This is a genomic window from Conexibacter sp. DBS9H8, assembly GCF_023330685.1.
In the GTDB taxonomy this organism is placed as follows: domain Bacteria; phylum Actinomycetota; class Thermoleophilia; order Solirubrobacterales; family Solirubrobacteraceae; genus Palsa-465.
Genome location: NZ_CP097128.1, coordinates 2,164,492 through 2,185,322 on the forward strand (window position 1 = coordinate 2,164,492; position 20,831 = coordinate 2,185,322).

The 20,831-nt window shown below is 70.9% G+C and carries 19 protein-coding genes; 15 read left to right on the forward strand and 4 right to left on the reverse strand.

What is annotated here, in order from left to right:
- Positions 1–5: 5 nt before the first annotated feature.
- From M3M55_RS10260 to M3M55_RS10280, 5 genes are read left to right on the forward strand one after another with little or no spacing between them, the layout of a single operon-like run.
- Positions 6–863 (forward strand): methionyl-tRNA formyltransferase, encoded by an 858-nt coding sequence (locus M3M55_RS10260; RefSeq protein ID WP_249009410.1) that lies wholly within the window; start codon positions 6–8, stop codon positions 861–863.
- Positions 860–2,158 (forward strand): transcription antitermination factor NusB, encoded by a 1,299-nt coding sequence (locus M3M55_RS10265; protein WP_249009411.1) that lies wholly within the window; start codon positions 860–862, stop codon positions 2,156–2,158. The genes M3M55_RS10260 and M3M55_RS10265 overlap by 4 nt, the downstream gene beginning before the upstream one ends.
- On the forward strand, positions 2,155–2,448 hold the full coding sequence (locus tag M3M55_RS10270) for a zinc-ribbon domain-containing protein (protein ID WP_249009412.1): 294 nt from the start codon (positions 2,155–2,157) through the stop codon (positions 2,446–2,448). The genes M3M55_RS10265 and M3M55_RS10270 overlap by 4 nt, the downstream gene beginning before the upstream one ends.
- A complete protein-coding gene (gene rpe, locus M3M55_RS10275; RefSeq protein ID WP_249009413.1) occupies positions 2,445–3,119 on the forward strand; it encodes a ribulose-phosphate 3-epimerase in 675 nt (224 codons plus the stop codon). The genes M3M55_RS10270 and rpe overlap by 4 nt, the downstream gene beginning before the upstream one ends.
- Before the next feature lie 11 nt (positions 3,120–3,130).
- Positions 3,131–3,679, forward strand: a complete 549-nt coding sequence (locus M3M55_RS10280) for a hypothetical protein (protein ID WP_249009414.1) — start codon at positions 3,131–3,133, stop codon at positions 3,677–3,679.
- Here M3M55_RS10280 and M3M55_RS10285 read toward each other — a convergent pair.
- From M3M55_RS10285 to M3M55_RS10295, 3 genes are read right to left on the reverse strand one after another with little or no spacing between them, the layout of a single operon-like run.
- On the reverse strand, positions 3,667–5,205 hold the full coding sequence (locus M3M55_RS10285) for a lipopolysaccharide biosynthesis protein (protein ID WP_249009415.1): 1,539 nt from the start codon (positions 5,203–5,205) through the stop codon (positions 3,667–3,669). The two genes, M3M55_RS10280 and M3M55_RS10285, sit on opposite strands and share 13 nt — an antisense overlap.
- Complete coding sequence (locus M3M55_RS10290) at positions 5,189–5,815, reverse strand: methyltransferase domain-containing protein (protein WP_249009416.1); 627 nt, start codon at positions 5,813–5,815, stop codon at positions 5,189–5,191. The genes M3M55_RS10285 and M3M55_RS10290 overlap by 17 nt, the downstream gene beginning before the upstream one ends.
- Before the next feature lie 17 nt (positions 5,816–5,832).
- Positions 5,833–6,867 (reverse strand): glycosyltransferase family 2 protein, encoded by a 1,035-nt coding sequence (locus tag M3M55_RS10295; RefSeq protein WP_249009417.1) that lies wholly within the window; start codon positions 6,865–6,867, stop codon positions 5,833–5,835.
- 91 nt (positions 6,868–6,958) lie between these two features.
- On the opposite strand from M3M55_RS10295, the gene M3M55_RS10300 reads away from it, so the two are divergent.
- The 5 genes from M3M55_RS10300 (at position 6,959) to ribH (ending at position 12,384) form a co-directional block, all read left to right on the forward strand.
- Entirely contained in the window at positions 6,959–8,776 is a 1,818-nt protein-coding gene (locus M3M55_RS10300; RefSeq protein WP_249009418.1) for a glycosyltransferase family 39 protein, read from the forward strand.
- 33 nt (positions 8,777–8,809) lie between these two features.
- Positions 8,810–9,937, forward strand: coding sequence for a bifunctional diaminohydroxyphosphoribosylaminopyrimidine deaminase/5-amino-6-(5-phosphoribosylamino)uracil reductase RibD (ribD, locus tag M3M55_RS10305; protein ID WP_249009419.1), 1,128 nt, complete (start codon positions 8,810–8,812; stop codon positions 9,935–9,937).
- A 34-nt stretch (positions 9,938–9,971) separates the two neighbouring features.
- Positions 9,972–10,586, forward strand: coding sequence for a riboflavin synthase (locus M3M55_RS10310; protein WP_249009420.1), 615 nt, complete (start codon positions 9,972–9,974; stop codon positions 10,584–10,586).
- 62 nt (positions 10,587–10,648) lie between these two features.
- Positions 10,649–11,908 carry a bifunctional 3,4-dihydroxy-2-butanone-4-phosphate synthase/GTP cyclohydrolase II gene (locus M3M55_RS10315; protein WP_249012411.1) on the forward strand — a complete coding sequence of 420 codons (1,260 nt, stop codon included), beginning with the start codon at positions 10,649–10,651 and terminating at the stop codon, positions 11,906–11,908.
- Complete coding sequence (gene ribH, locus M3M55_RS10320; RefSeq protein ID WP_249009421.1) at positions 11,905–12,384, forward strand: 6,7-dimethyl-8-ribityllumazine synthase; 480 nt, start codon at positions 11,905–11,907, stop codon at positions 12,382–12,384. Before M3M55_RS10315 ends, ribH begins: the two co-directional genes overlap by 4 nt.
- A gap of 40 nt (positions 12,385–12,424) precedes the next feature.
- Here ribH and M3M55_RS10325 read toward each other — a convergent pair whose 3' ends face one another.
- The gene (locus M3M55_RS10325; protein ID WP_249009422.1) at positions 12,425–13,306 is read right to left on the reverse strand and encodes an alpha/beta fold hydrolase; all 882 of its coding nucleotides are present in this window, start codon (positions 13,304–13,306) and stop codon (positions 12,425–12,427) included.
- A gap of 63 nt (positions 13,307–13,369) precedes the next feature.
- On the opposite strand from M3M55_RS10325, the gene rpmB reads away from it, so the two are divergent.
- From rpmB to M3M55_RS10350, 5 genes are all read left to right on the forward strand, one after another.
- Positions 13,370–13,561, forward strand: coding sequence for a 50S ribosomal protein L28 (gene rpmB / locus M3M55_RS10330; protein WP_249009423.1), 192 nt, complete (start codon positions 13,370–13,372; stop codon positions 13,559–13,561).
- A 63-nt stretch (positions 13,562–13,624) separates the two neighbouring features.
- Complete coding sequence (locus tag M3M55_RS10335; protein ID WP_249009424.1) at positions 13,625–15,280, forward strand: DAK2 domain-containing protein; 1,656 nt, start codon at positions 13,625–13,627, stop codon at positions 15,278–15,280.
- 59 nt (positions 15,281–15,339) lie between these two features.
- Positions 15,340–16,581 (forward strand): magnesium transporter MgtE N-terminal domain-containing protein, encoded by a 1,242-nt coding sequence (locus tag M3M55_RS10340; RefSeq protein WP_249009425.1) that lies wholly within the window; start codon positions 15,340–15,342, stop codon positions 16,579–16,581.
- Between the two features lie 187 nt (positions 16,582–16,768).
- Entirely contained in the window at positions 16,769–18,433 is a 1,665-nt protein-coding gene (locus M3M55_RS10345) for an NRAMP family divalent metal transporter (protein ID WP_249009426.1), read from the forward strand.
- Positions 18,434–18,553: 120 nt separating this feature from the next.
- Positions 18,554–20,695: an ATP-dependent DNA helicase RecG gene (locus M3M55_RS10350; RefSeq protein WP_249009427.1), complete on the forward strand. Its 2,142-nt coding sequence runs from the start codon at positions 18,554–18,556 to the stop codon at positions 20,693–20,695.
- Positions 20,696–20,831: the final 136 nt, after the last annotated feature.

The following is a 20,831-nucleotide window of genomic DNA, read 5'->3' on the forward strand; positions in this document are numbered from 1 at the left end:
CTCCCGTGACCGCCACCGTCTATCTCGGGACCTCCCGGTTCGCTGCGCGCGTGCTGGGCATCCTCGCCGGCTCGCCCCACCGGCCCGTCCTCGTGCTCAGCCGGCCTGACGCGCCCCAGGGCCGCGGGCGTCGGCTCGCGGCCCCGCCGGTGATCGACGCCGCCGTCGAGCTCGGACTCCCGATCGCCCAGCCCGACTCGGTCAACCGCGCCGAGGTGGTCGAAGTGATCCGCGCGGCCGGTGCGGAGGTCGTCGTTGTCTGTGCGTTTGGGGCGATCATCCGCGAGCCGTTGCTCGGGGGGATGGAGATCCTCAACGTCCACCCGAGCCTCCTGCCCCGGTGGCGAGGGGCGGCGCCGATCGAACGGGCGATCCTGGCCGGGGACGAACGCACCGGAGTGTCGATCATGGCGCTCACCGCCGGACTCGACAGCGGCCCGGTGTGCCTGCGGGACGAGACGCCGATCGGGCCCGAGGACGACTACGGCAGCCTCAGTGAGCGGCTCGAGGCGATCGGCGCGGATCTGCTCATCCGTGCCCTCGACGAGCGTCCGCCGTTCGTGCCCCAGCCCGATGCGGGGGTCACCTACGCCGAGAAGATCACCGCCGCCGACCGGCGCCTCGATCCCGGCGACGAGGACGCTCTCACCCTTGCCCGCCGGGTGCGTGCCCTCTCCCCCCACATCGGGGCGTTTCTCGAGGACCACCACGGTGGACGGCTCGGCGTCTGGAGCGCCCGGGCGGTCAGCACGGGGGAGGGCCCCCGGTTCGTCGCGTGCCGGTCCGGGACCCTCGAGCTGCTCAGCGTCCAGCCCCCCGGTGGTCGCCGGATGGACGCTGCCGACTGGGCGCGCGGACGGTGAGCGTCACCCCCGCTCGGCGGGTCGCCTACACGGTGATCCGCCGCGTCTTCGAGGACGGGGCCTATGCGGACCGGGCCCTGCAGGGGGCGCTCGGGGCGGCTGGGCTCGGCCCGCGGGACCGGGCGTTCGCCACGATCCTCAGCTACGGGACGGTCCAGCGCCGCCGTACCCTCGACCATCTCATCGACAGCTTCTCCAGCCGTCCTGTCACGCGCCTCGATCCGGGCGCCCGGGCCGCCCTCGAGCTCGGCATGTTTCAGCTTGCGCTGCTCGACGGCGTCGCCGACCACGCCGCCGTGCACGACAGCGTCGCGCTCGTGAAGGGCGAGTCGGGCGGCCATGGAGCCGCGCGGCTCGTCAACGCGGTGCTGCGCGCCGCCACCGCCGAGGCGCGGACGCGGTTGGCCGAACTCGACGACGCGACGCCGGCCCGGGCGGCGGTGCTGCACTCGGTCCCGGACTGGCTGGCGGACCTGTTCTTCGATCAGTTCGGCCCGGCGGACGCCCGGGGGCTGCTGGCGGCGGCCAACCGTCCGGCGGAATCCTCGGTGCGGATCAACACGCTGCGCCCCCCGGGGCGCCCGCTGGACTGGGCACCGGCGCCGCCCTGGGCGGGCCCGCTCACCGAGGGGGCGCCGGTCCTCCCCGAGGCCCGCATCCTCGACGGTCCCGTCGACCTGTTCGGCACCCCCCAGTGGGCGGCCGGTGAGGTGATCGGCCAGTCTCGCGCCTCGATGCTCGTCGCCGCCACCCTCGATCCTCAGCCCGGCGACAGGGTGCTCGATCTCTGTGCCGCCCCGGGTGCCAAGACGACTCACCTCGCCGCCCGGATGGATGGGGTCGGGGAGATCGTCGCGGTCGAGGTCCATCCCGGCCGGGCGGCAGCGCTGGCGCGGACCGCGGAGCGAACCGGCGCGGTCAACGTCCGCGTCCACGTCGGTGACGGCGCCAACCTCGGGGAGATCGGGAGCTTCGACCGTGTCCTCGTCGATCCGCCCTGCAGCGGCCTGGGGACGCTCGCCGCGCGCCCGGACATCCGCTGGCAGCCGCGCCTGGAACGACTCGACTCGCTGTGTGAACGGCAGACGGCGTTGCTGGAGGCGGGGGCGGCCCGGACCCGGCCGGGCGGGCGACTCGTCTACAGCGTCTGCACCCTGCACCGGGCCGAGGCCGAGGCGATCGTCGACGCGTTCCTGGCCGCCCACCCGGGCTGGTGGCAGCGCTCGCGCCGCACCACGCTTCCCCACGTCGAGGGCACCGACGGCTTCTTCGTCGCCGAACTCGAGCGGGCATGAGCGGGCGCCGCCACGCCACCGCGCAGGCGGCGATCAGCGGACCGCGGGCGCCGTTAGAGTCCCCGGGCGTGGAGGACGCGATCAAGCTCGGCGCCGAGTGCCCACACTGCGGTCAGCCGTGGTTGCGCGCCACCGCGGCGGGACGCTACCGCTGTGTCAACTGTCTGCAACGCTACGAGCTGATGTCCATGTGTCCCAACTGCGGCGAGCATTCCACCATCGTGCGCATGTCCTCGACCTCCGTGGTCGCCTGCAACCACTGCGGAGCGTCGATGCTCCGGGCGCTGTGAGCTGGAGCACCGACCGCGCCGTCGCCCCGTCGATCCTGTCGGCGGACTTCGCCCGGCTCGGGGCCCAGGTCGCGGAGATCATGGCGGTGGGGGCGCGGGTCATCCACGTGGACGTGATGGACGGTCACTTCGTTGTCCCGATCAGCTTCGGGCCGGTAGCGGTGTCCGCCCTCGCCGACCAGGTGCACGCCGCCGGCGGGGTGATCGACGTTCATCTGATGATCGAGCGGCCCGAACGCCAGATTCCGGACTTCCTGTCTGCCGGGGCGGACGGGATCACCGTGCACTACGAGGCGACTCCGCACGTGCACTACGCGTTGGCGATGATCCGGGAGGGCGGCGCCCGGGCCGGCCTGGCGCTCTGTCCGGCCACCCCGGCGATGGTCTGGGAGGAGTGCGCCGGCACGCTCGATCTCCTTCTGTGCATGAGCGTCAACCCGGGGTGGGGCAACCAGGAGCTGATCCCCCACTCCTACGCGAAGCTCGCCCGGTTGCGGGAGCGGCTCGGGCCCGAGATCGGGCTCGAGGTCGACGGCGGGGTCCATGCGGCGACGGCGCCGAAGGTGAGCGCCGCGGGCGCCAACCTGCTCGTCGCAGGTTCGGCCGTGTTCGGCGCCACTGACCCGGGGGCGGCCTTCCGCGAGCTCGAGCGGAGCGCATGGGAGTCCTGAGAGGTGCGGCCGTGCTAGCGCTCCGGGGCCCCCTGGTCGCCGCCCTTGCCCTCGGTCTGCTGCTGTCGGGGTGTGGCGGCGCGAGTACGCCGTCGACGAACCGGGTGACCCCGACCGCTTATGTCACCGCCCTGTGTGAGGCGGTTGGCCCCTTCGAACGCGACGTTGCCGCCCGCAGCGGCAGCCTCACCAGCACCTCGGGCCTCACCCCGGCGGCCGGACGGTCAGAACTCGTCAGCTACCTCGGCGCGCTGTCACGCGACAGCCGCCGGGCGGTCGTCCGGCTCGGCGGCGCCGGCGTTCCCGCCGTCAGTGGCGGGAACAGCTTCGCTGCGACGATCCTGTCGACCTTCCGCCGGCTCGAGGTGACCCTCGGCCGCTCGGAGAAGCTCGCCGCCGCCCTGCCGACGACGAGCCAGACCGCTTTCCGGAGCGCCGCGGTCACGCTCGCCACGGCGGTCCGTGACTCGCTCGGCCGACTTGGGGTCGGGCTCTCCACCAAGGGCAATCGGGTGCTTGACGCGGCCGCAGCGAAGGTGCCTGCCTGTCACGCGCTCTGAACGGTCACGCCACCGCCGTGCCTGGGCCCCCCGTCGGCGTCCTCGGCCCCGGGGTGGGGCCCGCCGTGGACGTCCTCGGGGCCGGCGGGGGCACCCGAGCCGCGGTAGGCGAGTGCGAGCAGGCCGGCGAGCAGCGTTGTCGCCAGCAGGTAGCCGACCTCCACGCGCCAGACCTTCGCGTCAGGGCCGCTCCCGACGGTTGGGAGTGCGACGAACAGGACGAACACGACGGCGGCGCTCAGCCAGCTCCACGCCGCCCGCCCCGCCCGGCCGCGGGCGAGGAGCGCCTGGTTGAAGGTGCCCGCACACAGGTGCATCCCCATTCCGATGCCGACGAGGGCGAGCCCGTATCGGTTCCACGGCACGTGGGCGGCGTGGCGGGCGTGGCTCTCGAGCAGGTGCGACATCACGAACGGTCCGATGCTGAGCAGCCCGAGGCTGACGAGCCCGGCGAACACCGCGATCGCCCGCACCGTCGTCTTCACCGCCCGGGCGAACTCGGAGGCGGATCCGACCACCTCCATCGAGGTGAGGTGGGGCAGGATCGAGGTCTGCACCGCCTGGAAGAGCTGCAGCGGCGCCCGGACGATCAACAGGACGTTGAAGACGAATCCGGCCAGCCCGTTGGTGATGTCACCGCCCCCGCGCCCGAGGGCGACGATCAGGACGCCCGCGTTCATCAACGTCTGCTCAGAGGCCATGATCGCGACGACGGCCGCAGCGAACCCGCTGCCGTGGCGCAGGGACAGGTCGGTGGAGGCCGCCTCGGTGGACTCGCCGCCGGGGCCGGACTGCAGCGCGGCGTCGACCCGCTCGATCTCCGCCGCGGCCGCCGCCCGGTGCGGCCCCTGGCCCCCGGACGTCTCGCGGTGCCGCCCTCGCACGCGCCCGAACGCGAGCGGGATGACGAGCAGAGAGGCGAACGGGGCCACCGCCATCCCGAGGCCGACCGCGCCGAGGTGGGCGCCGACGGCGAGCACCGCGACGACGGCGAAGCTGAACCGGCTCGTCGATTCGAGGAACACGAGGCCGCCGTAGAGGGCGAAGCGCTGGTTCCCGGCCAGCCACCCCCGGGCGAAGTAGGACGCGGCGTAGGCGAGCACCCCGATGACGAGGATCCAGAACAGCTCCCGCGACCCCTTGAACAGGCCGTGGACGAGCGGTCCGTGCAGCCCGAAGGCGAGGGCGACGAAGATCGCCGCGAAGCTCGCCTGCAGCAGTGCGGGCACCCGCAGCACCCGTGCGGACGGTTCCCCGCGGGCCCGTCGGTCGGCGATCGTGCGGGACAGCAGCTGCTCGACCGGCCGGTAGATGACCGACAGGATCACGTACATGATCGCCCAGCAGATCGACACACGGCTGTAGTCGGCCGGGCTCAGCAGGTTCGCCCCGAAGGCGAGGTAGGCGAAGGTGAACAGCCCCGTCGAGGCGATCCCGACCGAGAGGATGCGCGTGCCCGACGCGAGCTGCCGGGCGGTCGCGGCGCCGTCGGCCGGGCCGGACGGACGTTCAGCGGGTGCGGACAAGCAGCATCGTCCACGGGAACGGCGACCGCGCCGCGATCACCTCACCGTGCCGGGCGAGCAGGGCGACGAAGCCGCGTCGGGACCAGTGGTTGATGTGCCCGGGCGTATTTCCGAGCGCGCTCACGTAGGCGCCGCGGGCGAGATTGAGCGCCCGCCACAGCGGTTCGTGCGGGACCGACACGAGCAGATGCGCTCCGCTCACACGCGCCATCTCGGCGACCACACGCTCGGGTGCCGGCACGTGCTCGAGCACTTCGGTCGCGCACACGAGGTCGAACTCCCCGTCCCGGTAGGGCAGGCCGCCGGTGACGTCGAGGGCGGACAGCTCGAGGTTCGCCTGCCGCTGGCGTGCCCAGTGCGCGGCAAGCTTGGGGTCCTCGAGGTCGACGCCGACGACGCGACCGTCACCGAGTCGCTGGGCCCACTGGCTCGTCAGCACCGCCTCACCGCAGCCGATGTCGAGGACTGACCGGGGGGCGGCCCGGGTGAAGAGCTCGTCGAGGGTCCCCTCGAAGCCGGCCATCAGCCGCCGGACGAGCGGGTTCGTCGACCCGTACTTGTCGAAGGTGTTGCCGGTCGGAACCGGGGGGTTGGACGTATCGGACGGCATCGCGATGACAACCCCGCTCAGACGGGAAGGTGCTCCTCGGTCGCCGGGTCGGTCTGGTCCCCGCGGGCCAGCCGCGGCTGGGCGGGCTGGTAGTGCGATGGTGCGATCCCGAGCTGTAGCTCGATCCGGCGGACCCGTTCGAAGGTGCGCTGCGACAGGGTGCGCTGGGCGTCGAGGAGATCGCCGATGACGCCGAGTGCTCCGAGCAGCATTGCGGCGTTGAACAGGACGGCACCGGCGATCAGCAGCTGGATATGGCCGGCGCGGCCACCGTGGGCGATGAAGTCGACGATGAAGTAGACGAACAGCCCCAACCCGATCACCCCGAAGAACGCTGCCCCGGTCCAGAACACCTTCAGCGGCTGGTGCTGGGAGTAGATCCGGAAGATCGACAGTCCATTGCGGCGGACGTAGGCGGAGGTCGACGGAAACAGGCGCGACTCTCGGGTCTTCGGGTTCGTCTGGATCGGCACATGATCGACCGCGGCATTGAGCTTGCCCGCCTGGATGAGCGTCTCGAGCGTGTAGGTGAACTTTGACACCGGCTGAATCGCCAGCGCCGCCTCCCGGTTGTAGGCGCGGAACCCCGACGTCGTGTCGGGCACCGTCGTGCTCGACGCCTGCCGGACGACCCAGGAGCCAAGCCGCTGCAGCCGCTTCTTGAACGGCGAGAAGTGCTCGATGGTCATCACCCGGCGGTCCCCGACGACCATGTCGGCACGGCCCTCGAGGATCGGTGCGACGAGGTCCGGTATGCACCTGCCGTCGTACTGGTTGTCTGCGTCCGTGTTGACGATCACGTCGGCGCCAAGCTTCAGGCAGGCGTCGAGCCCGGCCTGGAAGCCCGCGGCCAACCCCTTGTTGTTGGTGAAGCTGACGATGTGATCGACCCCGTGGGCGACCGCCACCTCCACGGTGCGATCGGTCGACCCGTCGTCGACGATCAGCCACTCGACGACGTCGAACCCCGGTACCCGCCGTGGCAGGTCCGCCAGCGTCGCGGGCAGCTGGGCCTCCTCGTTGAAGCAGGGGATCTGAATGATGAGCTTCATGACAGGGAACGGCCGTTCGCGGCCGGGCGGTGGGCTGCGGGCAGCGCGGTTCCCAAACGGTAGCGGGATACTCGACGGCGACATGGAGTTGGTGAGCACCGCCCACGAGCCCGTCCGGCGCGGCCGCCTCACCGTGGCCCCTCCCGGACCCGGCCGCCGGCCGCCGGGCCGGGGCCGCTTCGCGCGACGGACTCGCCGGCTCGACCCCGTCCACGTCGGTCTCGCCGTCCTGCTCGTCCTCACCCTCGGGCTGCGGCTGTGGGGGATCCGCCAGGGGCTCCCGTTCTCCTACAACGCCGATGAGGCCGAGCACTTCCTCCCCAAGGCCGTGCAATTCCTCGGCGGCGACTGGAACCCCCACTATTTCCTCAACCCGCCGGCCTACTCCTACCTGCTGGCGATCGTCTTCGAGCTGTGGTTCGGCTCTGCTGACGCGGTGACGCGGGCCTACACCCTCGATCCGAGTGCCCTCTTCCTTATCGCCCGGGTCGTCGCCGCGATCCTCGGCACCCTCGCGGTCTGGCTGCTCTACGGCGCCGGCGTGCGCCTGCTCGTCCATCGGGCCGCCGCGCTGCTGGCGGCGGCGATCTTCGGGTGCGCGTTCCTGCCGGTCTTCTACTCCCACCTCGCGCTCAACGACGTTCCGACCCTGTTCGGCGTCTGCCTCGGGCTCTACGGCGCAGCCGGGGTCTGGCAGGCCGGGCGCGGCGTGGACTACCTGGTCGCCGGGGTCGGGGTGGGACTGGCGGCGGCGACCAAGTACACCGGTGGTTGGGTCGTCGTCGTGCTCGTCGTCGCCGCCACCGCCTCAGCGACGAGGCGGCCCGGTCCGCGGGAGGGTGTTCGGACGCTCGTCTGGAGCGCCGCGGCGCTGCTCACCGCGCTGGCGGCGTTCAGTCTCGCCAACCCCTACTGGTTCCTCGACTTCTCCGGCTTCACCGCCGGCGTTGCTGCGCAGGCCGCCGCCGCGGCTGGGTCGCCCAAGCTCGGCAGCGGCCAACAGACCGGGATCCTCTACTACCTGTGGACGTTCAGCTGGGGGTTCGGGCTCGGTCCGGCGCTCGCCGCGCTTGCGGGTGTCGCCCTGCTTCTGCGCCGGCGGCGCTGGTGGCTGCTTGCCTGCCTCGTGCCCGGCCAGATCGCGTTCATCGTCTTCATGGGCCTTCAAGCCCGGTTCTTCGGGCGTTGGCTGATGCCGATCTTCCCCACCGTCGCGCTGCTTGCCGGTTACGCCGGGGTCGAGCTGATCCGCTGGTCGGGCCGCCTGCCGCGTCCGCTGCCGCCGATCTTCGCCGCCGCCTCGGTCACCGTCGCCCTGCTCGGACAGAGCCTCACCTCGGTTCTGCATAGCGACCGGGTGCTCTCGCGTCCCTACACGACCAACCTCGCCCGGGCCTGGATGATCGCCCACATTCCGGCTGGTGAGAACGTCTACATCGAGCCGGTCATCCCGGGGAACTGGAGCTCGACGCCCGGGGTGGCGAACGCGTTCGAGCCCGACGGCGCCCGGTGGTATCAGTACCCGACCCAGATCTCGAACCTCGGGGCCAACGGCCGCCCCCTCCCGGCCGGCCGGGAACGCTACGTCACCCTCGATGAGTACGAGACGACGCTCTATCCGGGCTTGATCGCCCGGCTTGAGGCAAACGCCTTCTGCTGGGTCGTCTCGGGCACACTCCAGTCTGGCCGCGCCTTCGTCGCGCCGGACGAGGCGCCTGGCGCGGTCGCCTACTATCGACGTCTCGCCCACGTCGGCCGCCTCGTCTACCGCGTCAGTCCCTACCGGTCGGGCGCGAACCCGGTGCCGTTCAACTTCGATTGGGCGATCGACTACGAACCGCCGCAGTACCGCCTTCCCGGTCCGGTGATCTCGATCTACCACCTCAGCGGCGGCGCCTGCCGGGAGTGAGCGGCTCCCGACACCTATCCTGTCCGTTCACGCATGGGTGCCCACACCGACACTGACGCGCGCCACCTCGCCCGGGCGGTTGAGCTGGCGGCCTGTGGAGGGTGGGAGGTGAGCCCGAACCCCCGGGTCGGCGCCGTCGTCGCCGACGCACACGGGCGAGTGCTGGGGGAGGGGTACCACCGCCGGGCCGGCGGTCCCCACGCCGAGGTGGAGGCCCTCGCCGCGGTCGGGGACGCCGTCGACCTGCGCGGCGCGACGCTGTATGTCTCCCTCGAACCGTGCGCTCACCACGGACGCACGCCTCCCTGCACTGACGCGATCCGAGCCGCCGGTATCGGACGGGTGGTGATCGCCTCCGACGATCCGTCCGCCCACGCCGCCGGTCGCGGCCTCGGGATCCTCCGCGATGAGGGGATCGAGGTGGTGATCGCCGAGGGCGCGATCGTCACGCAGGCACGGCTGCTGAACCAGCCCTTCCGCAAACACGCCCGGACCGGGCGTCCGTGGGTGCGGCTCAAGGCGGCCATGTCGATGGACGGCAAGGTCGCGACCTCGAGCGGAGATTCGCAGTGGATCTCCTCGGAGGCGAGTCGCGCGCTCGTCCACCGCTGGCGAGCGCAGTTGGACGCCGTCGCCATCGGCATCGGCACCGCCCTGACCGACGACCCCCGTCTCACCGCGCGGCTTGACCCGCCGGCCGATCGCCAGCCCCGCCGGATCGTCTTCGACTCTCTCGGCCGGTTGCCGCTGCACTCGCGCCTGATCACCGAGACCGACGCGGGCGACCTGACGGTGGTCGTCTCGCGGGCCGCGCCCCGCGCGGCGACGGACGCGCTCGAGGTCAAGGGCGTGGACGTGATCGTCGCGACCGGCGAGCACGAGCCGGCCCGGGTGCGGTGCGCCCTCGACCAGCTCGGCGCAACGGGGGTCACCTCGCTTCTGCTGGAGGGCGGCCCTCGCCTCGCGGGCGCATTTCTCGACGCCGGTGAGATTGACGAGGTCCGCTTCTTCATCGCCCCGCTGCTGCTCGGTGGCCGCTCCCGGGACGCGGTCGACTCCAGTGGCGTTGACCGGATCGCCGACGCCGTCCGCCCGCTCAGCTTCGACTGCGAGCACGTCGGATCGGACCTGCTGATGAGCGCTCGGCTGACGGAGTGGTGATGCGCCAACCCCGAAGCCAACCGACGGAGAGCCCATGTTCACTGGATTGATTGAGGATCGCGGTGAGATCACCGCGGTCGCCCGGTCGCGCGACGGGGTCGTGCTGTCGGTCGCCACGCAGCTGGCCGGGGAGATCCGGCCCGGCGATTCGGTCGCCGCCAACGGGGTCTGCCTCACTGCCGTCAACGTCTCGGCGACGGGCTTTGACACCGAGGTGATGAATGAGACGCTCTCCCGCAGCTCGCTCGCCGAGATCGCGCCGGGGAGCACGGTCAACCTCGAGTTGGCGATGCGACCGACCGACCGCCTCGGCGGCCATATCGTCCAGGGGCACGTCGACGGGACCGGTGAGGTGCTCGACGTGCTCGAGGACGGCTTCTCCCGTCGGGTTCTGGTCGCGGCGTCCCCCGAGCTGCTGCGCTACGTCGTCGTCAAGGGGTCGATCACCGTCGACGGCGTCTCGCTCACCGTCGCCGCCCTCGACTCGGCGACCTTTACCGTCTCGCTCATCCCCGAGACGCTCGCCCGCACCAACCTCGGCTCGGCGGCTGCCGGGCGGATCGTCAACCTGGAGGTCGACATCGTGGCCAAATACGTCGAGCGGCTGGCGACGGCCAGCCTCGCGCACTTTCCCACCCCGGCCGCGTGACCGCCGTGAGCAGTACCTTCGCCACGATCGAGGACGCGCTCGAGGACATCGCTGAGGGGCGAATGGTCGTCGTCGTCGATGACGAGGACCGGGAGAACGAGGGTGACCTCGTGATGGCCGCCCAGTTCGTCACCCCGGACGCGATCAACTTCATGACCCGCCAGGCCGGCGGCTGGATCTGCCTGACCCTCACCCCGGAACGGTGTGATGAGCTCGGCCTGGCGCTGATGACCGCCAAGAACGAGTCGATGCACGAGACCCCGTTCACCGTCACGATCGAAGCGCGTGAGGGGGTGACGACCGGCATCTCCGTACACGACCAGGCGCGGACGATGCAGGTGGCGATCGACCCGACCAAGGGGGCTGACGACATCGTCCAGCCCGGTCACGTCCACCCGCTCAAGGCCCGAGCCGGCGGTGTGCTCGAACGGACCGGTCACACCGAGGCGTCCGTCGACCTCGCCCGCCTCGCCGGGCTCAATCCGGCCGGGGTGATCTGCGAGATCCAGAACGAGGACGGGAGCATGGCCCGCGGTGGCGATCTCGCCGCCTACTGCTTCAAGCACGGTCTGAAGATGATCACGATCGCCGACCTGATCGCCTACCGTCGCCGGACCGAGAAGCTGATAGAACGGGTCGTCGACATCAACCTTCCGACCGTCTTCGGCGAGTTCACCGCGGTCGGGTACCGCTCGCTGCTCGACCACAAGCACCACGTCGCGCTCGTCAAGGGGGACATCGGGAATGGGCGCGACGTGCTCGTCCGCGTTCACTCCGAATGTCTCACCGGTGACGTCTTCCACTCGCTGCGCTGTGACTGCGGGGAGCAGCTCGAGTCGGCGCTGGCGATGATCGAAGCCGAGGGACGCGGGGTTCTCCTCTACCTCAGCCAGGAGGGGCGCGGGATCGGCCTGCTCAACAAGCTGCGCGCCTACAAGCTGCAGGAGGAGGGCTACGACACGGTGGAGGCGAACCTCGCCCTCGGCCTCCCCGCAGACCTGCGCGACTACGGCATCGGCGCCCAGATCCTCAAGGACCTCGGCCTCAGCAGCATTCGCATCCTCACCAACAACCCGAAGAAGATCTCCGGCCTGGCCGGATACGGGCTGTCGGTCACCGACCAGGTCCCGATCCAGCACGCCCCCAACCCGCACAACGTCGCCTACCTCGACGCGAAGCGTGACAAGATGGGCCACGTGCTCCACCACCAGGGACTCGACCTCGACGAGCAGATGCTCGCCCAGGAGCAGCGTGAGGAGCGGGACCGGGACCGACGCGAGGATCCGCCGGGGGCGGGCTCAGGACCGGAAGGATCGCGATGACCGCCGAGCCCGACGACCGCGTCGCCCTGTGCGTCGCGACCTTCTACACGGATCTCACCGACAAGCTCGAGGCCGGTGCCCGCGCGGCGCTCGCCGAAGCGGGCGTGGAGGAGGAGGCGATCACCCGCTTCGCGGTTCCCGGGGCCTTTGAGCTGCCCCTCATCGTCCGCTTTGCCGCCGACTCGGGCCGGTTCGCCGCAATCGTCGCGCTCGGCGCGGTGATCCGCGGAGAGACCGACCACTACGAGTACGTGTGTGCTGAGGCGGCGCGCGGGATCAGCCAGGTGCAGCTGCTCAGCGGCGTGCCCGTCGGGTTCGGCCTGCTCACCGTCGACACGCGCGAGCAGGCCCTCGCCCGCGTCCAGGGCGGCGCCAAGCGCGACAGCGGCGCACATGCCGTCGAGGCCGCGCTGGCCGCCCTCGCGGTCAAGCGCTCGCTGAGCGAACGGCCGCGCCGCGCCGGGTTCACCGGCTGAAGCGGCGCGGGTCGCTCCATGCCTCCGGGAGCCCGGGCGTTCACCACCCGGCGGTGAGCCAGGCGAGATCCTCGGCGAGGTGGTCGAGCAGGGAGAGGTGGCTCTCGGCCTCCGACAGCAGCGGCTCGGCGCTCGGGATGTGCGCGGCCAGCCACGCCCCGTGACCGTAGGGCACCATCAGGTCCTGTCGACCCTGGCGCAGACGCAGTGGCGTGCGGATCGCGCCCAGGTCAAAACCCCACGGAACGGCGACGAAGGCGTACTCGTCGTCCCAGGGACCCTCGATCTGCTCAGCCAGTCCGAGCTTCGTGCTCGCGTCGAGAAAGGTCCCGAAATCGCCCTCCATGCAGCGTAGGTCGAGTTCGCTGTAGATCGACGCGTAGCGGAGCCGGCTCTCCTCGGGCGTCATCGTCATGAGCGCGGCCATGTCCGCCTCGAAGGCAACTCGCGCCGCGGCACGATCGGACAGGAACAGCTCGGTTTCCTCGACGTTCGAGGCGCCCGTGTCGGCAAACCAGTCGAGTCCCGGGGCGTCGAAGGGCGCCACCGCGGCGAGGCTGACGACGCGCGGAACGAGATCCTCGAGTAGGGCGGCACAGGCGATCGCGTGCGGTCCGCCTCCCGACAGCCCGATCACGCCGAGGGCGTTGATGTCCAGGGCGGCGGCGATCGCGCGGACATCCTCTGCGCAGGCGGCGATGTCACGGCCCGGGAGGCGGTTAGAGCGCCCGTAGCCGGGACGGTCATAGGCGAGGAAGCGCACGTGCTGGGCACGGGCGGTCTCATCCCAGCCGCGGTAGATCAGCCGCGACATCGGGGTGCCGTGGTGAAACAGCACCGGGACGCCGTCGGGGTCCCCGGCCTCCTGGACCTGCAGCGTGCGTTCGTCCGGTGTCCTGACCTGATGCTCGAGCGGTTCCATCTACGGGAGCCTAGCCGCCGGCTCGAGCTGATGGTTGGGGCGCGGCTATACTCCCGCCCCGATATGTCCAAGGTCTGTCACGTCTGCCACAAGGGCCCGAGCTTCGGTCACAGCCGCAGCCACTCGATGGTCGCCACCAACCGGCGCTTCAACCCGAATCTGCAGAAGGTGCGGATCGACGACAAGGGCACGCCCCGGCGGGTGTATGTCTGCACGCGCTGCCTCAAGGCCAACAAGGTCACCAAGGCCGTCTAGCGGCTCCGGGCGCCGCTTTCCACGACGCCACCCACCCGCTCCCGCCCGACGTCGGCGAGTTTCGTGACTGATCCCGCCATCATTCGCTTTCGTGCGCTTGTGGCGGCCGGGCTCGCCGCTCTCGAGGAGCGCCGCCAAGAGGTCAACGACCTGAACGTGTTCCCGGTCGCCGACGGAGACACCGGGGACAACATGGTGCTCACGCTCCGCGCCGTGCTGAGCGAGCTCGACCGGCTCGCATCGGCAAGTGACGGACGCTCGATCGATGAGATCGGACGCGAGGAGATCGTCGCCTCGGTCGCTCGCGCCGCCCTGCTCGGCGCCCGCGGAAACTCTGGGGTGATCCTCTCCCAGCTCATCCGCGGCGCCGCTGAGGAGCTCGCCTCCCGGCCCGGGGAGATGATCGACCCGATGCTGATCGGGGCCGCGCTCGCTCGCGCCGCCGACCAGGCCTACGGTTCGGTCCGCGAACCCGCCGAGGGGACGATTCTCACCGTCGCACGGGAGATGGCGCACCGGATCGCCTCCGAGATCGCGCACATGGAGGACGCCCGGCTCGCCCCCGGCGCGACCAACGGCGATCAGGATCGCGTCGCCGCCGACGTGCTTGAAGCGGCGTTGGAGACCGGGCAGGAGTCGGTCAGGCGGGGACCGGACATCCTCCCGGTGCTCCGGGATGCCGGCGTCGTCGACGCCGGCGGCTACGGTCTGACCGTCCTCCTCTCCGGGATCGCCGGTGCGCTGCGCGGGGAACAGGCCCTTGACCTCGACCACCACGGCCCGGCGCGTGTCACCCATCCCCAGCACGCGTCCGCGACGTTCCGCTACTGCACGAACTTCGCGGTCACCGGTGCGCACCTCGACCAGCGCCAGTTCGCCGCCGAACTCGAGCGCATCGGCGACTCCGTCCTCGTCGTCGGCGACGCCACGACGCTCAAGGTCCACGTCCACACCGATGACCCTGACGCGGCGACCGGCCTCTTCCACGATCACGGGACGGTCTCGCACATCGACATCGCCGACATGTCCGAGCAGGTCCGGGACCGTGATGCCCGACTCAGCGCCCAGCAGGCATCCGACGGCGACCCGGTCTGCGGTGCCCTTGCGGTCGTCACCGGGGCGGGCATCACCGCGCTGTTCGAGCAGCTCGGCACGGTCACCCTCGACGGAGGCAAGACCCTCAACCCCTCCACCTATGACCTGCTCGCCGCCATCCATGCGGTGCCGGCTGAGGAGGTTGTCGTGCTCCCCAACAGCTCCAACGTGTGGATGGCCGCCGAGCGGGCCGCAGAGCTGTCCGATAAACAGGTCGTCGTGCTGCCCACCCGCTCACAGCAGGCCGGCCTCGCGGTCGCCGTCGGACTCGACCCGGCTCGGCAGGCCGCCGACAACGCGGAGGCGATGGCTGAGCTTCTCGCGTCGGTCCGGACCGGTGCGGTGGCTCAGGCCGCTCGCGATGACCCCCAGGGTCGTTTCCGTACGGGCGACGCGATCGGCTTCGTGGAGGAGGAACTCGTCGCCTGGGGGTCGGTCGATGAGACCCTGGAGCGGGTGATTTCCACACTCGGCGACGGAGCCGAGCTCGTCACCTGCCTGCACGGTGAGGGAGCGCCCCTCGACGAGTCCGGTGTCCGCCGCCTCGTCGACTCCGACCGCTTCGAGCTCGAACTCTCCTACGGGGGTCAGGACAGCTACTGGTGGCTGGTGGCGGCCGAATGACGTTCGCCTCGACCCGTCGGGCCGTCGCTGCGCTAGGCTGAGCAGGCCGGATTCGGCCTATGCCCGACGCCATCGCGCACATCACCTCGATCGCCGGAGCCCCCCTCTGCGGGCCCAGTGGCGACCGCCTCGGCAAGGTCGATGATGCCGTCGTCCGGCTCGGAGCCGGTGACGCGCTGCCCGTCCTCGTCGGTCTCAAGGCGCGCATCGCCGGTCGCGAGATGTTCGTGCCGATCGCCCGGGTGGCCAAGCTCGGACCGGACGTCGCCGTCACCAACACGACCAAGCTCAACCTCGCCCAGTTTGAACGCCGCGAGGGGGAGGTGCTCCTGCGGGCTGACCTGCTCGACCATTCGGTCATCGATGTGAACTCGGCCCGGCTCGTCAACGCGCGGGAGGTCGAGCTCGTCAACGAAGGTGGCACCTGGCGGGTCGTCGGGATCGACCCGAGTCTCCGCCCCCGGCTCTGGCGCCTCGCTCCGCGCAGATTCCGCGGACATGACAGCGAGCACGGCCAGCTCATCCCCTGGACCGATCTCGAGCCCTTCGTCGGACACGTGCCCAGCTCGCGGTTGAAGCTCACCTCCCGGCGGCTCGGACGGCTTCACCCGGCCCAGATCGCCGACCTCGTTGAGGCGGCCTCTCACGATGAGGGCGCCGAGATCCTCGCCGCCGTCGGGGACGACCCCGAGCTCGAGGCGGACGTGTTTGAGGAACTCGACGACGAGCATCAGGTCGAGTTCCTGCGCGGCCGCTCCGATGAGGAGGTCGCCGAGGTGATGGCCCGGATGGAAACCGATGACGCCGCTGATCTCCTGCTCGAACTCCGTCAGGAGCGGCGCCTGCCGATCCTCAACGAGCTGCCGACCGCCAAGCAGGTGAAGATCCGCAGCCTGCTCAGCCACAACCCGTCGACGGCGGGCGGGCTGATGAACCCGGACTTCGTGACGATGGCCCCGGATGCAACGGTCGAGGAGACCCTCGCCCGCCTCCGTGGCGTCAACCCGGACACCCAGCCGATCAGCACCGTCGTCCTGGTCGACGGCGCCGGCCGTTTTGCCGGTACCGTCGGCCTCGAGGATCTGCTCGCGGCCTCGGCCGGGGCGACCCTCGACGGACTCCGGGCCGCGTCAAGTCCGAGCGTCACCCCGGAGGCCGACCTTCCCGAGGTCGCGCTGACGATGGCCGACTACAACCTCGTCGGCCTCCCGGTGATCGATGGGGACGGCACGCCGCTCGGGGTCATCGGCGTCGATGACGTGCTCGCCGTCGTCGTGCCCGAGGATTGGCGCCGACGCTAGGCCGAACCCCGGGCTATGCTGTAGCGGCCATGCCCGCATTCAGCTGCACCCAGGAGACACCCGAACCCCGAAGTCCGCAGGCGGCCTTCGGCGGCTCGACGGTGTGCCTGCGGTCACGCTGACCGGGGCGTCGGGCTCAGCGCGGAGGTCGCGGCGAACACCGACCTTACGCGAAGGAGGTCAGTTGATGAGCCCCACAACGCCCCAGCGCCCCTCCCGGCCGCCCACCGCCCCCGCGCGGGAGCGGTTCGTCCTCGACGACGCCCACGTCGGCGACATCAAAGGTGCCTTCGGCACGATCTCCCAGGCGGACCGGGACGCCCGTCGGACCGTGCGCCAGCGGCTGCTCGCGCTGCTGGCGATCGTCGGCCCGGGCCTGATCGTGATGGTCGGGGACAACGACGCCGGCGGCGTGGCAACCTACGCCCAGGCGGGCCAGAACTACGGCACGAGCCTGCTCTGGGTCCTGCTTCTGCTCGTCCCCGTGCTGATCGTCAACCAGGAGATGGTCGTCCGGCTCGGCGCGGTCACCGGGGTCGGGCACGCCAAGCTGATCAACGAGCGGTTCGGGCGGTTCTGGGGATGGTTCTCAGTCGGTGACCTGTTCATCCTCAACTTCCTCACGATCGTCACCGAGTTCATCGGCGTCAGCCTCGCGCTCGGCTACTTCGGGGTCTCGAAGTACCTCGCCGTGCCGATCGCCGCCGTCGCCCTGATGGCGATCACCGCCACCGGCAGCTTCCGGGCATGGGAACGGTCGATGTTCGTGTTCGTGTTCCTCAACTTCCTCGTCGTGCCGCTGGTGATCCTCGCCCATCCGCACCTCGGCCAGATCGCCGAGCACTTCATCGTTCCCGGCATCCGCGGCGGGGCGAACTCGACCTCCGTGCTGCTGATCATCGGGATGGTCGGGACGACCGTCGCGCCCTGGCAGCTGTTCTTCCAGCAGTCGAACATCATCGACAAGCGGATCACTCCGCGCTGGATCAATTACGAGCGGGTCGACACCTACGTCGGGGCCGTCGTCGTCGTCATCGGCGGGGCGGCGATCATCGCCGTCGCCGCCTTCGCCTTCGCGCACACGCGCTACTTCGGCGGCTTCGCCAACGCGGGGGCGACCGCCACCGCGCTCAGCCACACCCTGGGCACCGTCGCGGGTGATCTGTTCGCGATCGTCCTGCTCAACGCGTCCCTGATCGGTGCGGGCGCCCTCACCCTGTCGACGAGCTACGCCTTCGGGGACGTGTTCGGGACCAAGGCGTCGCTGCACCGCTCGGTGAAGGACGCGAAGTCCTTCTACGCGGGCTTCGGTCTCCTGATCGTGCTCGCGGCGGCGATCGTGCTCATCCCCGGCGCGCCGCTCGGGGTCATCACCCTCGCCGTGCAGGCCCTCGCCGGGGTGCTGCTGCCGTCCGCGAGCGTCTTCCTGCTGCTGCTCTGCAACGACCGCGAGGTGCTCGGACCGTGGTCCAATCCGGCCTGGCTGAACGTCATCGCCGCAATCATCGTCGGCGTGCTCATCCTCCTCTCCCTGATCCTGATGGCGACGACCCTGTTCCCGGCCATCGACGTGACCACGGTCGCGCTGATCGGCGGCGGCGTGTTCGCGTTCGGCGGGCTTGGCTTCGGCGCCGTCGTCTTGCGCGCCCACCGGCTCGGGCGCGACGTTGCGGTGATCGGGGAGGGGGAGGGGCTGATCCCCAAGGAGGAGTGGACGATGCCGTCCTCGGTTCTGCTCTCGCGCCCAACCTGGTCGACGGGCAAGCGGGCGGCGATGCTGACGCTGCGGTCCTACCTCGTCGTCTCCATCGTCCTGCTGATCGTCAAGGCGGTGCAGCTCGGAGGCGGCTGAGGTCCACGTCACCGGTGCGGCCGGCTCGGAGGTGGCGACGGATCGCAACATCGCCGGCGCGCTCGGCTCGGTGGCGGCTGAGGTCGGGAGGCCGTCCCCATCGTCCGCCATCCTCTCGATATGACCTCTCTGCGCCGCTTCACCGGGGACAGAGCGTGCACCGCCGCCGACCTACTTGCCGCGCCGGTCCGCTGGCCGCGCCCGTCCGCGCTGGCGGCCGTGGTCGAGTTCGACGGCGCCAAGGCGCGCGCCGGAGCGCGCACCCTCGGGCTCGAGACGGTGCAGTCACTGCTGGAGCATCTGCCCCGTGACCGGCGTGAGGCCCGCCAGATCGCCGAGCTCGAGGACGGTGAGACGGCATCGATCGTCGTCGTCGTCGGTTCGATCGGCACCCGCCCGGTTCGTCGTCCGGGCATGCGGCCCCTCGTCGTCGCCCGCGTCAGCGATCCGTCAGGCACGCTCCGGGTCACCTTCTTCAACCAGCCGTGGCTTGTCCAACGCTATCCGCCGGGAACGACGCTGCTGCTGCACGGGCGCTTCGACGCGGCCCGCGGCTTCACCGTCCAGGCTCACGCCGTCACCGACGCCGTCGCCGGGGCCGGCGGGGGACCCGCGTCCGTCGCGCACTATCCCTCGACGGACGGGCTCTCCTCGACGCAGATTCTCGCGCTCATTCAGCGTTACGCCGTCCACGTCGCCGACGTCATCGACCCGCTCGAGCCGCGCGTGCGCTGCCGCGAACGCCTGCTCAGCCGACCGGACGCGCTGATGGCCGTTCACTTTCCGATCGGACCCGAGGACGTCGACACCGGCCGGCGCCGACTCGCCTTCGACGAGCTGCTCGCCGGCCAGCTCACCCTCAGCCTGGCGCGGCGAGCCCGCAAGCACGCTCTCCGTGCTCCCGTCCTGGCAACCGAGCGGACCCTCACCGAACGCTGGCTCGCGACGGGGCTGCCCTTCACCCTCACCGGCGAGCAGCGTGCGGCGCTCGCGGCGATCGACGCTGACATCGCCCGGCCTGAGCCGATGCAGCGCCTGCTGATGGGTGATGTCGGGACCGGCAAGACCGTCGTCGCCCTGTATGCGATGTTGCGCGCCGTCGAACACGGCTGCCAGGCCGCCCTGATGGCCCCGACCGAGACGCTCGCCGAGCAGCACTTCAGCACGCTGGAACGCCTGCTCGGAGCCGAACTCCTCCAAGCCGCCCTGCTGACCGGATCGACTCCGGGCGCCCGGCGCAGCGAGATCCTCAACCGGCTCGAATCGGGCGAGCTCGCCCTCATCGTCGGCACCCACGCGCTGATTGAGGAGGCTGTCCGGTTCCGGCGTCTGGGGGTGGTCGTCGTCGACGAGCAGCACCGGTTCGGGGTTGCCCAGCGGGCGGCCCTGGACCGCAAGGGCGCCGACCTCGGCGCTGGGGCGGAAGCTCCGCACGTCCTCCATATGACCGCGACGCCGATCCCACGGACCCTCGCGCTCTCCCGCTACGGCGACCTCGACTTCACCGTGCTCGCCGAGCTTCCCCGCGGCCGCCAGCCGGTCCAGACCCGGATCTGTGCCAGTGACGCCGAACGGTCCCACGCCTACGCCCGGATGCGGGCCGAACTCGATCGGGGCCGCCAAGCCTTCGTCGTCTGCCCCCTCGTCGAGGAGTCCGAGGCCCTCGAGGCCCGAGCGGCCACCGCCGAGTTCGAGCGGCTCCGCCACGGCGAGCTCCAGGGGTATGAGGTCGTCCTCCTGCACGGTCAGATGAAGCCGAGTGTGAAGGCGGCGGCGATGGAACGCTTTGGCGCCGGGGACGCCGACGTCCTCGTCGCCACGACGGTGATTGAGGTCGGTATCGACGTGCCGAACGCGACCGTGATGCTCGTCGAGGACGCCGACCGCTATGGCATCTCCCAGCTGCACCAGCTGCGGGGCCGAATCGGCCGTGGCACTCACGCGTCATGGTGCGTGCTGTTCGGACGGCGGGAGTCGCTGCGGTTACAGGCGCTCGAGCGGGAGTCCGACGGCTTTGCCCTCGCTGAGATCGATCTCGCCCTCCGTGGCGAGGGGGAGATCGCCGGCCTGCGTCAGTCCGGAGCCGTCAGCTTCCGCTTTGCGCGACTGCCCGAGGATGCCGAACTGCTCGAGCGCGCGACCCTTCTCGCCCGGGCGATCGCCGATGCGGATCCGGCCCTGGAGGCGCCGCCCCACCGGCTGCTTGCCAGGGCCATCACCGGCGACCCCGCCCTCGGACCGATCGCCCCGATCCCGGCCTGAGCTCGGCACCTCGGGCCGCCACCATGTCGGACCGGGTCCGCACTGAGGCCGCCGGCATGCCGGGTCGGGGCCGCACTCGGGGGGAGCCCGCACGTCGTAGCCGAGCCCGGGAGCACTAGGAGCGTGGGTCGGTAAC